Source organism: Alkalimarinus coralli (assembly GCF_023650515.1).
Taxonomy (GTDB): Bacteria; Pseudomonadota; Gammaproteobacteria; order Pseudomonadales; family Oleiphilaceae; genus Alkalimarinus; species Alkalimarinus coralli.
Genome location: NZ_CP096016.1, coordinates 661,996 through 678,571 on the forward strand (window position 1 = coordinate 661,996; position 16,576 = coordinate 678,571).

The window sequence follows — 16,576 nt, forward strand, 5'->3', positions numbered from 1 at the left end:
AACCTTCTTGTAGGTGTTACGCCCGTGAATGACACAAATATGACTGCTGAAGTATCAATTACTCGTCTAACTTCATCGGATAAATGTTTCGGTGAACAGTTAAGTAACCTGTTAGCTTGGGATGAAGCTGCTGATCATAAAGTTCATGATGTTGTAAAAGAGATACTATCCCAGGTGAAGAGCCATGGTGACTCAGCCGTGCTTGATTATACCCGTCGATTTGATGGCGTCTTAGCTGCTGCTATGGATGAACTAGAAGTTTCTCGAGACAGGTTAGAAGAGGCTTTGGGTAAGATTTCAGCTGAGCAGAAATCTGCGCTGGAAACGGCCGCTGATCGTGTCCGCAGTTACCATGAAAAGCAGCAGCAAGCGTCATGGAGTTATACAGAATCTGACGGCACGGTTCTTGGTCAGCAGGTTGTTGCTATGGATCGAGTTGGGTTATATGTCCCGGGAGGGAAGGCAGCCTACCCCTCATCTGTCTTAATGAATGCAATTCCTGCAAAAGTTGCGGGTGTTGAAGAGCTAATCATGGTGGTTCCTACGCCAAAAGGCGAAGTCAATGAGTTGGTTTTAGCTGCCGCAGCTATTAGTGGTGTTGATAGGGTGTTTACTATTGGTGGAGCCCAGGCTGTCGCTGCGTTGGCTTACGGCACAGAAAGCATTCCTGCGGTAGATAAGATTGTTGGCCCTGGTAACATATATGTTGCAACGGCAAAGCGCGAAGTGTTTGGGGTTGTTGGGATTGATATGATCGCAGGCCCTTCTGAGATTCTGGTTATTTGTGATGGGCAGACAGACCCGGACTGGATCGCAATGGATCTTTTCTCTCAGGCAGAGCACGATGAAAACGCTCAGTCGATCTTGATTTCTGATGACAAAGACTACCTTGATCAAGTCGAACGCAGTGTTAATAAGTTGCTTCCAACTATGGAGCGGCAGGATATTATAAAGGTCTCAATAGAATCAAGGGCTGCTTTTATCGAGGTCAGTGATTTAGCGGACGCCGTCGATGTGAGCAACCGTATTGCACCTGAGCACTTGGAACTTTCAGTTGAAGACCCTGATGCTTTGCTGCCCGCTATACGTCATGCAGGGGCAATCTTTATGGGGCGCTACACAGCTGAAGCGTTAGGAGACTACTGTGCTGGGCCTAATCATGTTCTGCCGACCTCTGGCACAGCACGTTTTTCTTCACCTTTAGGTGTTTATGATTTTCAAAAACGTTCTTCTATTATTAAATTCTCGGCTGACGGTGCGAGTGAGATGGGGAAGGTCGCTTCTGTGCTTGCAAGAGGTGAGGGGCTGACTGCGCATGCCCGGTCTGCAGAGTATAGAATCAAGCCATAACTCAAGGTCAGTGAAAGGTCGCTACGCCTTTGGCGGGCGACCTTGTTGTAAGCTCTGCTGTTAACTCTATCAGTTTTCCTGAGCGATATAAGTCCAGGGAAACTTGTTGGCCAGGACGCATATCTGCGATGGTAAAAAGTGAATCTTGATAGTGATTGAGTGACTTCCCGTTAATTCTCAAGATTATGTCGCCTTGTTTCAGACCTGCCCTGTGAGCTGGGCTATCGGCCTCTACATCAATGACAACCAACCCGTTTGTATGTTGAAGGTTAAAAAAGGAGGCCGCTTCCTTGTTCAGTTGGTGAAGCCGAACACCCAAATACCCTCTGAGAACTTCCCCATTTTCCAGTATGTCTTTTTTTACCTTATTGATCTGATTGATCGGAATGGCAAAGCTAATACCTTGAGCGCCGTCTGCTAGACTCAAGAACGCTGAATTTATGCCGATCAATTGGCCTTTTGCCGTTATTAGTGCGCCCCCAGAGTTTCCTGGGTTTATCGCTGCATCAGTTTGAATGTATTGCTCAAAAGTCGCTAAGCCTAAATTTGAGCGGCCGATCGCACTGACTATTCCTTGGGTGACTGATTGTCCAACACCGTATGGGTTTCCAATCGCGAGCACTATATCGCCGACCTCTGCTAATGTTACTGGCTGCTTAGGTATCGCGGGTAAATGATCCATGGATATTTTAAGAATTGCTATATCGCTTTCTCTGTCACTGCCTAGTAAAGTTGCAATGCCTTTCCTTCCATCCGTCAGTGTAATGGTGATTAAATTGGCATTGTGAATAACATGATGATTAGTGACTATATGCCCCTGCTTGTCGACAATGACTCCTGAACCTAAGCTTTTGTTCTCAGTTGATATGTTAACGACTGCGGGAGATATCCTGCTTATTACAGGCGCGTATGATGTGGTACTGTAATCAGAGGAGGGGGATAACCTGGAGTATATCTCTTCCAGGAAATAGAGCATTACGACGAGTAACCCGCCAATGACAATAGGCAGTATCCAGCGAGCCAGCTTTGCTACAGTTGTCGAAGGCTGTCTTTCAGGTAATAAGTTCCGCACTGAGTGAATATCCTGCTGATGGGGTTATGCGCAAATAGGCTTCCGCATTATGAATGGGCAGCCGTCGATAATATTGTTACGATAACATAAAATTGATTCAGTATTGCTGGCACCCTTTAGCAGGCAATGCTCATTCTCGGGATTTGGCTATAGTGTAACTGTTGAGCAGTATGCTGAGATATTGCCCGTTATAATTGGAATAACAGTGGAGTGAAGTGTGGCGACGTTAGAATCGGTTGTTAAGCAGGCAAATCAGTGGATGTTAGAGCGCCCCATATCTGACTATTGCCCCAATGGGTTACAGGTAGAAGGAAGAGCAGAGGTCAAAAAAATAGTAACTGGCGTGACGGCGTGCCAAGCATTGGTTGACGAGGCTATTGCACGGGGGGCTGATTTGCTGCTAGTGCACCATGGGTATTTCTGGAAAGGTGAAGCTCCAAATATCGTCGGCATAAAAAAGGCACGACTAAAGGCGCTTCTTCAAAATGATATCAGCATGCTGGCATACCATCTTCCATTAGATGTACATCCGGAGTTAGGTAACAATGTTCAATTGGCTAAGCTGCTAGGGCTCACTGTGAGTGGTCCGCTGGATGAAGGTGCTCGCCCAAGCATTGGTTTAGTTGGGCAGTTACAAGCTCCGTTGACGGTTAGCGAGTTTACTAACTTGTTGAATGAAAAACTAAATCGTGCTCCTCAAGTTATTTCAAATGATGACAAAAGCCTTATAAGACGAGTCGGTTGGTGTACGGGGGCCGCGCAAGGTTATATTGAGAAAGCGATAGCTGCTCAGGTAGATGCATATATCAGCGGGGAGATCTCAGAGCCTACCGTTCATGTGGCGAGGGAGAGCGGAGTACACTATTTTGCAGCGGGGCATCATGCCACTGAACGTTATGGGGTGATTGCGTTAGGTGATAAATTAGCTGAGGCGTTTAACATTGAGCATGAATTTGTCGATATAGATAACCCGGTTTAACTGTATTTGTTATCGAAAGAACAGGGGTGGGCATCGCATTTAGGGCAAGGGACAATGTACAAGCATTTGATGTCCTGCATGGCACTGTTCTTTTCTTTGGTGCTGTTCTTATCTTTGATGCTGTTCTCATCTAATACAGGTGTAATAACCCGGAATTAGTCAGAGGCACCTTTTTCTTTTGGTTTGCCTTTTAGGCCAAACTCTTCGGACAGCGTTCCTTGTTCTTCGTTGGTTTTGGGGGCGTAATCCCTCGGTGGCTCAGCGTATATCTCTTCAATTTCTTCAAGCTTGCCATTTTCTTCTGAAGAATCTTTCGTGTTTTCAGTTGAAAGTTGTAATAGATTGTTTGCATTGTCTTCGCTGCAAAGTTCCGTTGCGCCCCGTGCTAAGTGATTATGTATTTCACGGTAATCTTCATTTAACCGATTGATTAGTTGCGCAGTTTGCACAAAATGGTCGCTAACTTGAGCTTGGTAGCGCGTGTGTTTTTGTTGCAGTTCATCCATTTGTCTTTCTACCCTTTTGCTGCGGCCACCGTCGTTCACTACCAGGCGATAAATCAATGCGCCAACGAGTGCACCAGACAGGAATGCAATAATGCCAATAGAGAGAAAAGTTTCCATTTCGTTCATCGTTATTTTACCTGAGTGTTTGATGTTGGCTAAATAAGTTGTGTCGCCTGGGGATTATTTTAGCTCAAACGTTTGGCCGATTGTTAGCTTTAATATTTAAGCCCTTATTTCAAGTGCGTGTGCTTAAATGTGAATATCAATAGTATAACTTGCATAAATGCGCGCTGGTGAAAGGTTTTAAGATTGGCCTTTAACGGTGATAAAAGGCAAAATATGCGCCGCGAAACTCTGATTAGCCTTTTTTCAAGAAAGAGAATTACTGGAATGCCTCATTTATCCCCAATTGAACAATATCAACACGATTTGAAAAATAGTGGATTTATGCGCGACTCTGCGCAAGAAAATGCTATTAATCATCTTCAGGCGCTTTATGAAAAGCTGGTTGATGCGGAAAAAAACCAAAAGAAGGGGCGGTTTGCCAAGCTGGCGGCAAAGGTTCAGCGTAAAAAGGCTGCACCTATTAAAGGATTATATTTCTGGGGAGGGGTAGGTCGAGGAAAAACCTACTTAATGGATATATTTTTTGAGAGTTTGCCTTTTGATCGAAAAATGAGAGTGCACTTTCACCGTTTTATGCAGAGAGTTCACCATGAACTCGCTGAACTAGAAGGGCAGGCTAACCCATTGGTCGATGTTGCAAAACGTTTTAGTGATGAGGCTAGAGTTATCTGCTTTGATGAGTTTTTTGTTACAGATATTGGTGATGCAATGATTCTGGGTGGGTTAATGAAAGAGTTGTTTGCTAATGGTGTTTCACTGGTTTGTACATCGAATATAGTGCCCGACGGTCTTTACAAGGATGGTTTGCAGCGAGCCCGATTCTTGCCAGCTATTGCATTAGTCAATGAGCACACAGATGTTGTAAATGTTGATGGCGGGACAGATTACCGTTTGCGCTCACTTGAGCAAGCGGAGTTATATCATTTTCCATTGGATGATGGGGCAGATAAAAGCTTGGAAGAGAGTTATGGCAGCCTAGCCCTGGAAGCAGGTGTTCATGGTTTGGCGTTAGACGTTAATGGTCGCCAACTTACTGCCAGAAAGCACTCTGATGACGTTGTCTGGTTTGAGTTTAAAGAGCTGTGTGATGGGCCTAGGAGTCAAAACGACTACATTGAGCTTGCTCGAGAGTTTCATGCGGTTTTAGTAAGCAATGTGCCTGTGATGGGGGGAGATACCGATGATCAGGCAAGACGTTTTATCAATATGATTGATGAGTTTTATGATCGAAATGTGAAAGTTATTATTTCGGCAGAAGCGCCTATTCACAAGCTCTACAGTGGTGGAAAGCTCAATTTCGAGTTTGAGCGAACTGAAAGCCGCTTACTTGAGATGCAATCTCATGAATATCTGGAAGCGCCACATAAGCCTTGAGTACAGTCGTATCTCCTTCCATCACGGCTACAACTGCACATAAGCAATATAGGGTAATGGTATGGACCCGCTTACCAAACGGCTTCAAATGAGCCATGATGAGATTTGCATATAACATCAACAGGTAAGGGGTCCACAAAATGAATACTATCACCTATGGTTTGGATTTGGCCAAAAATATCTTTCACGTACATGCAGTCACAAGCAAGGGTGAGATTGAGATCAAGAAAAAGCTTCGCAGGAAAGAGGTGTTAGCTTTTTTCGCCAAGCGAGAGCCAGGGTTGATAGGCATGGAAGCGTGTGGCGGCTCTCATTACTGGGCGCGTGAGCTAACAAGGTTGGGTTATACCGCCCGATTAATGAGTCCACAGTTTGTTAAGCCCTATATTAAAGGAAATAAAAATGACGCTAATGACGCAGAAGGGATATGCGAAGCGGTAACACGACCCAATATGAGGTTTGTGGCGGTAAAAAGCAGCGCACAGCAAGATATATTAATGCTACACAGGGTGCGAACACAGAGGATCAAGCAGCGGACAGCACTCGCAAACCAGACGAGAGGTCTCTTAAGTGAATATGGGATTGTTATACCGATAGGTATCAGCAATGTTCGGAAGCATCTTATTGATATTCTGACTGATGCTGATGAAAAAAGGCTAAGTGAATTTGTACGGCCACATTTCAATAGTTTATATGAGGAGTTGCTTCATATTGACGGGTTGGTAAAAGAAATAGATGTAGCATTGAAAACCTATTTCAACACCAGTAAGGACTGTCAGCGGTTAGCAAGCTTGCCGGGGGTTAGTGTCATTACAGCAACGGCATTAGTAGGATATTTAGGCGATGTCAGCAATTTCAATAATGGCAGGGAGTTGGCGGCCTACCTAGGCTTAGTGCCTAGACAGCATTCAACTGGAGGAAGAGAGCTTCTGCTTGGAATTAGTAAACGGGGAGACAGTTACCTTCGAACCCTTCTAATTCATGGCGCGAGGTCTGTACTGAAAGCAGCCTCAGAGAAGAAAGATAAAGATAGTCTTTGGTTAATGAACTTGCATGCTCGACGTGGTTACAATAAAGCCGCAGTAGGACAAGCTAACAAAACGGCTCGACGTATTTGGGCTCTTTTATCAAACGAAACACAGTACGAGGTTAAACAAGCAGCATAGCTGCATGTCAATACACGGTTAAGAGGCAAGGAGTAAGAAGAGTAAACGGCAGGTTATCTTGCCACTAAATTGCAAAACAGATTCATCGAATGGTAAGACAGATAAGACCGTCTTCTGTGTCACCTGAGAAGCGCACGGGCTCTTAGAAGCCGATAGGGTGATGAGTACACTGGAAGAGCGGAATTCCATTGCGGCCGAAGAAAATAAACGTTCTTCACCTGTAGGCCGGATATATGCGAGCAGTCAATACCTAGAAGATCACTCACCGAATCTGGTTGCAATAAACAGCGGGTCCATATATGCGCTTGCGCACCATTGTATATCTGGGATATTTCGTAATCGTTGCGGCAACCGGTGCGCAAGCGCACCCTATAATTTAATTCCACATGTGTCAGTTAAGAGGCACTGCTTGCTGACTTGGATAAACCCTGATTCCGCTTTGCTGCACTAAGGCTGCCAGTGCTAACTAAGACGGTAGCCGTGATGAAGCGAAGCGGAATCAAGGAAAGGCTCTATAATGGTTAGATCAATTCAATCGCCATAGCTGTCGCCTCGCCACCGCCAATACACAATGCTGCAACGCCGCGTTTTTTACCGTACTGCTTAAGTGCGTACATCAGTGTAACGAGAAGACGGGAACCTGTTGATCCTACCGGGTGCCCTTGTGCGCATGCTCCGCCGTGCACATTAACCTTTTGCGGGTCTAGTCCAAGCTCTTTGATAGGCATCATTGCGACCATTGCGAATGCTTCGTTGATTTCAAACAGGTCAACGTCGTCTTTGCTCCAGTTTGCTTTTTCCAGAACTTTTTCGATTGCACCAACGGGGGCGATAGTAAACTCTGACGGGTGTTGGGATTGCGTGCTATGAGCAACAATGCGCGCTAGGGGTTTTAGCCCCTTGGCGTTAGCTTCAGACTCGCTCATTAGCACCAGTGCAGAGGCGCCATCAGAAATAGAAGAGGCGTTTGCGGCAGTAATCGTGCCGTCTTTTGCGAAAGCAGGACGGAGTGACGGAATCTTCTCAATATTAGCGTTATGCGGTTGTTCATCATCCTTAACTACGGTTTCACCTTTGCGGCTTTTAACGGTGATTGGGATGATCTCTTGCTCTAACGAGCCATCTTCAATTGCCTTTTGAGCACGTTTCAGAGAGTTGATAGCATAGTCATCCATTTCTTCGCGGGTATATCCCTTCTGGCTGGCTACATCTTGGGCAAATGAGCCCATGAGTCGACCCGTTTCGGCATCTTCCAGCCCGTCCAGAAACATGTGATCCATCGCTTGATCGCCGTGCCCCATACGGTATCCTTTTCTAGCGTTAAGGAGTATGTAGGGCGCGTTAGACATACTTTCCATTCCGCCTGCGACCATGACGTTGTTGCTCCCTGCTTTTATAAGGTCGTGTGCAAGCATCGCAGCTTTCATGCCTGACCCGCAAAGCTTGTTGATGGTGGTGCAGCCCGTCGCGTCGGGCAGCCCGGCTTGTCTTGAAGCCTGGCGGGCAGGGCCTTGTTTCAGGCCTGCAGGCAATACGTTACCCATTATGACTTCTTGAACATCTTCAGGTTTAATACCTGCTCTAAGAACAGCTTCTCTAATAGCGGTTGAACCTAGCTCTGTCGCGCTAATACTGCTTAGGCTTCCCTGAAACCCTCCCATTGGCGTTCTGGCACCACTTACAATTACAACGTTTTCTACCGACATATCAAGGCCTCGTCCTGTCTATATATTGAACTGTTATCGAGTCATTCTAAAAAAGTGTATTTTACCTTTTTTGATGCAATAGCTGAAATGCATAATGCATAAACGCAACATAATTCTTAGGTTTCCCAGCTAACAGGCTGAAAAAAATCAGATTTAAAATTGGTTGAATCTTAAATTAGCGTCTATAGTTGCCTTAGGTTCCAAACACTGATTTTGAGTTTGTTAAATAGGTAATCATACCTAAATCATACTTTTGACTGATAAAAATCTGTATTTTGCTTAGCTATAGTGCGACAACTGATATAAAAGTTAGATTACTAAAACAAGTATTGCAGCGTATCAAATAAAAATATTGACGGAGTAGCGTTCGATGACAAAAAACACACAACGATGGCACAAACTGGCCAGGCTGCCATTAGCGGTAGCTGTGGCGGCTTCTGTGTCGACTCCAGCTAGTGCATTTCAATTTTATATGGGGGATGTAGAGGCGAGTTTCGATACTACGCTATCTGCAGGTGTGAGCTGGCGGGTTCAGGATCGTGATAGCAGGCAGTTATCCCAGGGTAACCTGGCGCCATTAGGGTCAAACCCTTTTATTGGAACAACCACCGGTGCATCAACCAACAATTATGATGACGGGAATTGGAACTTTGATAAAGGCGATACGTACTCGAAGCGTGTTAAGGGAACCAGTGAATTATTGTTGAGCTATGAAAACTACGGCGGCTTTGTACGTGGCCGCTACTGGTATGACTTCCAGCTTAAAGACGAAGAGATGGCATTGGACGGGGCAGGTCAACGGCGCTCCTTAACCGCTGAGGGGGATAAAAATGCCTCTGGTGGTGAGCTACTGGATGCCTATGTTTGGGGGGATTTTGAGTTGGGCGAAATGCCTCTCAACATGCGTTTAGGCCGGCAGGTGATCAGCTGGGGTGAGAGCACATTTATTTTTAATGGTATCAATATCATTAACCCTGTTGATGTAGGAGCAATAAGAGCGCCGGGTGCCGAGGTTAAAGAAGCCTTATTACCGGTAAACATGTTTTATTCCTCTCTTGGCGTGACTGAGAATGTAACGGTTGAAGGGTTTGTGCAGCTGGAGTGGGAAAAAACAGAAATTGAAGACTGCGGGACGTTTTTTTCGACGGCAGACTTTGCGTCAGATGGTTGTGGCCCTGTATTACTTGCAGGCCAGTTACCTGATGGCGTAGCGTATGATCAGGGGTTATATGCTGACCGTTTAGCTGATAATGAAGCAGACGACACCGATCAGTTTGGATTGGCAGTGCGCTGGTATGTGCCAGAGTTGAATGATACTGAGTTTGGTTTTTACTTTGTACAGTACCATAGCCGAGTACCTCTGATTACGGGGGTTGTTGCTAACGATCCAAGTAGCGGTCTTGGTGGTGGTGGCACGGATCCATTCCCAGAGTACTTTATGGATTATCCTGAAGGGATTCAGATGTATGGTGTTAGTTTTAATACCAGTACAGAGAGTGGCTATTCAATTGGAGGTGAAATAAGTTATAAAAAAGATCTCCCATTGCAATGGAACTCATTTGAATTGATTCACGGTGGCCTTGGTTCACCAAGCAGTTTGCTGTATCAAAGAGAGTTTGCGGAAGCAGGTGGCGATGTAAGTAAGCTATGGGGAGAAACCTTACCCGGGTATGACCTGTATGGGGTTTCACAGGCGCAGATGACCGTAATTAAATTCTTTGACCAGGTTGCTGGCGCTAGCCGATTGACGTTTGTCGGTGAAGTGGGGGGAACCTATGTTCACGGCCTAAAAGGCTCTAAAGATGCACGCTATGGAAGAGCGGGTACCTACGGTATTGGTGCATTTGATTTGTCCGGGACGCCTTGGGCTGCATTAGGCAGTTGTGAGTCTGGCGGGGTTCAAAACTTAAACCGGCTCAATTGTAATAACAGTGGTTATACTACTTCATTTTCATGGGGTTATAGATTACGTACATCCCTTGATTACAATGATGTATTTGCCGGCGTAAACCTGACACCAACGTTATCGTGGTCTCATGACGTGAGCGGTTATGCGCCTGAGCCAGGTGGCAACTTTATTCAAGGCCGCAAATCTGTTGGGCTATCTCTTAAGGCGGTTTATCTGAATCAGTACTCAGCCAATATCAGTTACACAAACTACTTTGGTGGCAAGCCTTATAACTTATTAAACGACCGGGACAACATCGCGCTAAGTGTTGCCTACTCATTCTAATAAACAAGGTAACTGTTTCGGTTTAAAGAGGTTTATAAATGAAACTAAGAAAAAGAATTTTAGCAGGTGGGGTTATTACGCTATCTTTGCTGGCATCTGCGGTGTCAGCGAAGGTATCAGAGTCTGAAGCGGCTAAACTAGGGGCTGAACTAACCCCTATTGGTGCTGAGAAAGCGGGTAATGCGGACGGCACTATCCCTGAATGGACTGGCGGATATACAAACGTGCCAGCGGGTTATGTGTCCGGTGACCGTCTTCCGAATCCATTCCCTGATGATCAACCCTTGTTTACCATCACTAAGGATAATATGGATAAGTACAAGGATAATATGTCTCCCGGGCAGATTGCCATGATGACAAAATATCCCGACTATGTTCTTCCTGTTTACAAAACGCGCAGAACAGCCGCTTATCCTCAGGCGATTTATGATGGAGCAAAAGCAAACGCCACGACGGTCGAGATGGTAGAGGGAGGGAATGGCTTAACGCCATTTCAGGTGTCAGTACCCTTTCCAATTCCTCAGAACGGGCTTGAGGTGATATGGAACCACATAACCCGGTATCGTGGCGGGTCGGTTCGTCGTACTATCGGTCAGGCAACGCCGCTGGCAAACGGTAACTACAGTATTGTCCAGTTTTTGGACGAGATTACCTGGCGTACTTCGTTACAAGACTACGACCCAAATACAGACCCTAACGTGCTTTTCTACTTTAAGCAGGTTATTCAGGCACCAACCCGTTTAGCAGGTAACGTGTTGCTAGCCCATGAAACGATTGACCAAGTAAAAGAGCCACGTCGTGCCTGGGTATATAACGCCGGTCAACGCCGGGTTAGACGCGCACCTCAGGTTGCCTATGATGGACCGGGAACCGCGTCAGATGGTCTTCGTACTTCTGATAATTTTGATATGTATAATGGTTCCCCGGATCGTTATAACTGGAATTTGGTGGGCAAAAAAGAGGCTTATATTCCTTACAACTCCTATAAGCTTGATTCGACTGATCTGAAATATGATCAAATAATTAAGCCAGGGCATATCAATCAGGATCTAACGCGTTATGAGTTACACCGTGTATGGGTGGTCGAAGCAACATTGAAAGAAGGGCAGAGACACATATACGCAAAACGTACGTTCTATATTGATGAGGATACATGGCAGGCGACGGTTATAGATCATTATGATGGTCGCGGCGAATTGTGGCGAGTCGCGGAAGCACATAATATGAGCTTCTATGGTGAGCTGGTGCCCTGGTATACGGTAGAGACTCTGTATGACTTATTGTCAGGCCGCTATTTGGTCAATGGCCTGAATAACGAACAAGACAAGAGTTATGTATTTAACTTAAAGAGGTCATCAAAGGACTATACGCCTGCAGCGTTAAGGCGAGCGGGTAAGCGATAGTCATAGCTAGCTAAAATAATCTATTTGTACCATTACAGAGGGTGGAGAATATCCACCCTCTTTTTTTGCTTTTCGTCCTCTATTTGTATTAAATTAGACTCCCTTCCGGTCTAACGCCGGTTCAGATTACTCATCAATGGGGTTTGGGTGAAAGCAAGTTTCGGTAAAACATCTGCTGCGAATGATGAAGCTAGCGGATACACTTCGAAATCGATAGATCAAATCATTAAAGGTGGCAATTCCCCGTCTGTGATCGGGCGGTCTTTCCTGCGTAAAAAAATTATTGCACCTGCTTTAAGTCCGCATTATACGCACCTCGACAGGCTGGATGGATATCTAGAGGGTATCAGAAACTCGCGATTGAGCATTTTATGTGCGCCAGCAGGTTATGGTAAAACATCTCTCCTTAGTCATTGGATTCAAAAAGACAAAGCCAACCTCCCTCAAATAGCGTGGTTGACCCTTGATGTTCGTGATAATGATATTGTAAGGCTATGTAGCTACCTGTTAGAAAGTCTTTCTGATGTTTTATCCGAAGTAGTTAAAGAAGGGTTGTATTTGCAATTGGATGCATATGGGGGGCGTTGGAGTGAAGCCGCTTCTGAAAAAGTTGTTGTTCAATTAGTAGAGAAAATTGAGCTGTCTGACGCTCCGGTAAAAATTATTTTTGACAATTTTCAACATATTCAAGGTGGACAAGTTAAGGGGTTTGTTGATGCGTTGCTGGCTCATGCCCCTGCAAACTTGTCTATTGTTGTTATTTCAAGCCAGCCGACTGGTTTAGCTATCACCAAGTTTCGCTTAGAGCGGAATATTACTGAAATTGGAGTGAAAGAACTTCAACTTACAGAATCAGAAGCCATACGACTCTTAAATGCTCTGCTGCCTGAGTCGGTAGAGACAGAAGTCATTCAGGAGCTGTCTCAACGTTGTGAAGGCTGGGGTGCAGGTCTCCACTTATTATCTATCGATTTGCAAAATAAAGATTTGGCGTCAGAGGTCGTATTGCCTGACTCTGTGGAGTATGTAAAAGAGTATTTCTTCAATGACGTTCTCTCCAGTCTGACGGGGCATGAATTAAACGGTCTTTGCCGACTAAGCGTTGTTGACTACTGGTGTTCTGATTTGTGCTCTCATTTATTGGGCCCCTCGGCAGGGGGGGAGTGGCTTAGAAATATGGCCCAGAAACTGGGGTTTATTGAGCAGCTCAATGATAAGGGCGTTTGGTACCGACCTCATCCTCTTCTTAAAGGGGTTTTGTTTGATGTCGAGAAACTGAAGGCTGATCGTTGTGCCATTTATGAAGATATTTCGATCTGGTTTGAGTCTCGCGGCATGGTGTCTGATGCCATTGAGTATGCAATCAAATCAGAAAATAGTAACCGTGTTATGTCCCTGTTAGTTAAGTTGTCGAATGCCTCGCTGCTGGATCAAAACATGGCGACACTTCTCGGTATTCGTAAAAAGGTTCTGGAAAGTGGTCATGACGTAACCAACCGAAGAACTATCGTTTACCTTTGGACACTGATGGCTTGCTCCAGAATTGATGAAGCCCTCAATTATATTGAGCTCTTGCCGGATGATTTTGCAGTGCAAAACCCGGATATGGGAGCGGAACTGCTAGCCGTAAACGCCTATATTGCTAAAGCCCGTGGTGATGTTGAGCGGTCGTTTAACCTGGCCCGAGAGGCCCTGGCACGGTTAAGTGATGATAGAGTGGCTGTAAAAGTGATTTGCCAGCTGATTATTTCGAATAGCCATAGTTTGATGGGGCGGTTTGATGATGCCAAAAAAGCCAACCGCAAGGCCGTTGTTGTGGCTCGTGAGCATAATGATGTCAAGCTTGAAATGCTGGGCATGTATGACTCTGCAAGAATTGAGTTAGCCAGAGGTTATCTTAATCGAGTGTCAACCCTGGTTAAGCAGGGCCTTGAATTAAACGGTGTGTCTATTAATGATCTGCACAATATTGCTGAAGGAAGGCTAAAGGTATATTGGGCGCTTGTTAAAATGCACCAAGGTAAACTCCTTGAGGCTGAGCGGATTGTAAATGTAGCCGCTCGAGAAGCAGAAAGAAGCAATGATATTGGCGCATTTTACTCTTATATAGTGAAAGCAGTTTTACACAAAGGGGCTGGGGATATTGATTTAGCATTTGGCATGATTGGCCGTGCTGAGCGGTTTATCCGCGTTTGGCAAATTGATGATGTGAGTTATACCTGTGCGTTAAACGTTGCAAAGGCTATGTTATGGATAGAGCAGGGTAACTTTGATCGCGCTTCGGTTGCTCTGGCTGAACTCAACGAATATCATCAAGCGGGTTTGGTTGCAGATATGTTTCCACTTCTGCCTGGTTCTCGTGATTTGCTGGAAATTCGACTGCTAATCAAAACAGGTGAGACGGTGAGAGCTCTTGAACAGTTAACCTCACTTCAGCGCATAGAAAAAAACCGGGCACCCAATAGTGTTACCTCTATTTATATTTTGATTTATCAGTCGATTTTATATAGTAAAGGACATAAGCCTGACCGAGCGCTAATGGCTATGCGAACGGCAATAAAAAAGGCTGAAATAGAAAATTGGTCTAGCCCATTTTGGGATCTGGCGGCAGATATAAAGCCTATATTATCTGAAATTCTATCTGTATCCAGTTCGGACGGAGAGTCTTTTGTTTGCGCTTTGGGGAACTTATGTGGTGTGACTCCACTGCCAGGTCAAAGCAACTCTGAGGAAATACTTGAGGATCCTATTAGCGAACGTGAAAAGGGCGTGCTGGAACTCATTGCTCAAGGCTTTTCTAATCAGGATATTGCAGATAAGCTGTTTATATCCCTTCATACGGTTAAAACTCATGCCAGAAAAATTAACAATAAGTTGGGGGTCAAGAGCCGAACTCAAGCGATTGTAAAAGCAAGGCAATACGGCCTATTGTAGGGATCAGGTGAGATGTCCAGAATGCAACGCCTTATTTAGCGCTGTTAGTGCTATTTTTGGAAGAGCTTGTCTGAGCGCTGCTTGGCTTTTTGCTTTATTTCTGGGGTGATGTGGGCTGCCAGCGCACCTATAGCGGCAATCATGACGGCTACATCATCGGTATATCCCAAAACGGGGGTTAGGTCAGGGATCGTGTCAATTAAACTAATAAAGTAGCCTAGCGCTCCGGCAATTACGGTTTTACACCATATCGGCGTGTCTTTCGCACGGGCCGTGTAGTAAAGGATCAGTGCGTTATATATAGCCTCATGGCCTGCTGCTGATGCACTGGATTTAACTTTTTCCCAAAAAGACGCCTCAGTTACTTTATCTGAATGGGTATTGTCCATTACAGCTGGCTTTGCCTTATCGCTATTTGTCTTTTTCCCGCTTTTTCTGCTCGTATGAATCATAAGCTTACCCTCAATCTCAGAAGCTACATTTGATCATGCTAGCTTTTTTGGTCGAGTGATGACAAGTTATTAAAGCGTATCATTGACTTGATTTCATCTACGTAATCCTGCCCTCTCTCGGAGTAGCCCGCGAGGCCGTTCGCTAATTGGATGCCATTGACTGGCGTGTTCTTCTGCCTCAATTGGCGTCGAATTTCTCGCAGTTCTGCATACTCTGCATGTCTGTTTAAGTTAAGAATGTAGCTTTCGACAGACTTGGAGACAGTGTCAAATTTAGCTACCTCATGGGTGGCATCTTTACTCCTGCGCTCGGGTACTAAACCGCACCCTCTCGAGAAACACCATTGACCGAAGAGGTTGTTCCCCTTGACTGCAAATCGGGATGTACCCCAGGCAGATTCATTTGCAGCTTGAGCTAATACAAGAGAAAGCGGAATGCGGTCGACTTTAGTGAGTAGTTGCCTGAAAAACTTATTTCGGTCACTTAACTTGCTTGTTACGCGATATTTTTTTGCGACGTTCGCCAGGTATTTTTTGTCTTGCGCTGTTAAGGCTGACTTCTGTTGTAGTGAATGGATTGTTTTCCGCTCAATAATAACGTTGTGATTTACTGCTTCAATAATCGGTGTTAAGTAGCTGAAAAAAAGTTGTTTTTTTTCTTGGGTATTAAAAATCTGAGTAAACTTAGGAAGTGGCTCACTAGGGAGTGTTTTTGGTTTATTTGGGAGTATTCCCGCAACAGTATCGATTGACCGAGATTGGCTATGTAGAGTGGCGGTATACGCGCCAAGGAAAAAAGATAAAATAAGCGTTATTGATAAGGAAAAACAGAGGATGCGTTGATTGCTTGTCAGCATATTTTTTGAAAACCTTATAGTTTAGAATGCATATTAATCAGCTAACTAGCTAGTGTAGTTTAAATCATAGTTTTAACTGAAATTTATAGGGTTATTAATTTAACATGAAAGCTATTATCGCGTTGGGAAAAATTATTACTCTGATATTCTGGGTAGCCGTGATTGCGAGTTTGTTTGAGGTGTTCTCAGAAACGGCGTCTGCAATGCTAGGTTGGGCGGGGGCGGCTGTTCTAATCGTTCATTTTATCGAGGTAGCGCTGTTTACCAAACGATTTGGTGATAAGTTAATTGAACCAAAATTCGACAAGTTGATGGTGCTTGTTTTTGGTATTTTTCATGTATTGCCATTCCTTGTAAATCAGTTAAAAGAAGAGGCAAATGCATCATCGCGGTAAGTAGGCTAAGGACTAAGCCTTGA

The 16,576-nt window shown here is 44.9% G+C and carries 13 protein-coding genes; 8 read left to right on the forward strand and 5 right to left on the reverse strand.

The features are described from left to right. Window positions 1-24 precede the first annotated feature (24 nt). Window positions 25-1,350, forward strand: a complete 1,326-nt coding sequence (hisD, locus tag MY523_RS02940) for a histidinol dehydrogenase (RefSeq protein ID WP_250657316.1) — start codon at window positions 25-27, stop codon at window positions 1,348-1,350. Window positions 1,351-1,357: 7 nt separating this feature from the next. Here hisD and MY523_RS02945 read toward each other — a convergent pair whose 3' ends face one another. After that, window positions 1,358-2,422 carry a S1C family serine protease gene (locus MY523_RS02945; RefSeq protein ID WP_250657317.1) on the reverse strand — a complete coding sequence of 355 codons (1,065 nt, stop codon included), beginning with the start codon at window positions 2,420-2,422 and terminating at the stop codon, window positions 1,358-1,360. A 217-nt stretch (window positions 2,423-2,639) separates the two neighbouring features. Here MY523_RS02945 and MY523_RS02950 point away from each other — a divergent pair, with 217 nt between their 5' ends. After that, on the forward strand, window positions 2,640-3,401 hold the full coding sequence (locus MY523_RS02950; protein ID WP_256470516.1) for a Nif3-like dinuclear metal center hexameric protein: 762 nt from the start codon (window positions 2,640-2,642) through the stop codon (window positions 3,399-3,401). Between the two features lie 155 nt (window positions 3,402-3,556). Here the strand turns inward: MY523_RS02950 and MY523_RS02955 are convergent, their stop codons facing one another. Beyond that, window positions 3,557-4,033, reverse strand: a complete 477-nt coding sequence (locus MY523_RS02955; RefSeq protein WP_250657318.1) for a Z-ring associated ZapG family protein — start codon at window positions 4,031-4,033, stop codon at window positions 3,557-3,559. 264 nt (window positions 4,034-4,297) lie between these two features. On the opposite strand from MY523_RS02955, the gene zapE reads away from it, so the two are divergent. Further along, window positions 4,298-5,407 (forward strand): cell division protein ZapE, encoded by a 1,110-nt coding sequence (gene zapE / locus MY523_RS02960; RefSeq protein WP_250658764.1) that lies wholly within the window; start codon window positions 4,298-4,300, stop codon window positions 5,405-5,407. Window positions 5,408-5,547: 140 nt separating this feature from the next. After that, window positions 5,548-6,573, forward strand: a complete 1,026-nt coding sequence (locus tag MY523_RS02965) for an IS110 family RNA-guided transposase (protein WP_250657319.1) — start codon at window positions 5,548-5,550, stop codon at window positions 6,571-6,573. Window positions 6,574-7,094: 521 nt separating this feature from the next. Here MY523_RS02965 and MY523_RS02970 read toward each other — a convergent pair. Next, the gene (locus tag MY523_RS02970; protein WP_250657320.1) at window positions 7,095-8,279 is read right to left on the reverse strand and encodes a thiolase family protein; all 1,185 of its coding nucleotides are present in this window, start codon (window positions 8,277-8,279) and stop codon (window positions 7,095-7,097) included. Window positions 8,280-8,649: 370 nt separating this feature from the next. On the opposite strand from MY523_RS02970, the gene MY523_RS02975 reads away from it, so the two are divergent. From MY523_RS02975 to MY523_RS02985, 3 genes are all read left to right on the forward strand, one after another. After that, window positions 8,650-10,512 carry a DUF1302 domain-containing protein gene (locus tag MY523_RS02975; RefSeq protein ID WP_250657321.1) on the forward strand — a complete coding sequence of 621 codons (1,863 nt, stop codon included), beginning with the start codon at window positions 8,650-8,652 and terminating at the stop codon, window positions 10,510-10,512. Between the two features lie 38 nt (window positions 10,513-10,550). Further along, the gene (locus tag MY523_RS02980) at window positions 10,551-11,915 is read left to right on the forward strand and encodes a DUF1329 domain-containing protein (RefSeq protein ID WP_250657322.1); all 1,365 of its coding nucleotides are present in this window, start codon (window positions 10,551-10,553) and stop codon (window positions 11,913-11,915) included. 147 nt (window positions 11,916-12,062) lie between these two features. Next, window positions 12,063-14,849 carry a LuxR C-terminal-related transcriptional regulator gene (locus tag MY523_RS02985; protein WP_250657323.1) on the forward strand — a complete coding sequence of 929 codons (2,787 nt, stop codon included), beginning with the start codon at window positions 12,063-12,065 and terminating at the stop codon, window positions 14,847-14,849. Window positions 14,850-14,899: 50 nt separating this feature from the next. Here MY523_RS02985 and MY523_RS02990 read toward each other — a convergent pair whose 3' ends face one another. Together MY523_RS02990 and MY523_RS02995 are read right to left on the reverse strand one after the other, a co-directional pair. Then, on the reverse strand, window positions 14,900-15,301 hold the full coding sequence (locus tag MY523_RS02990) for a YkvA family protein (protein ID WP_250657324.1): 402 nt from the start codon (window positions 15,299-15,301) through the stop codon (window positions 14,900-14,902). A 38-nt stretch (window positions 15,302-15,339) separates the two neighbouring features. Further along, window positions 15,340-16,158, reverse strand: a complete 819-nt coding sequence (locus MY523_RS02995) for a glucosaminidase domain-containing protein (protein ID WP_250657325.1) — start codon at window positions 16,156-16,158, stop codon at window positions 15,340-15,342. A 104-nt stretch (window positions 16,159-16,262) separates the two neighbouring features. Between MY523_RS02995 and MY523_RS03000 the strand changes: the two genes are divergently transcribed. Next, entirely contained in the window at window positions 16,263-16,553 is a 291-nt protein-coding gene (locus MY523_RS03000) for a DUF1145 domain-containing protein (RefSeq protein ID WP_250657326.1), read from the forward strand. The last annotated feature ends 23 nt before the right edge of the window (window positions 16,554-16,576 follow it).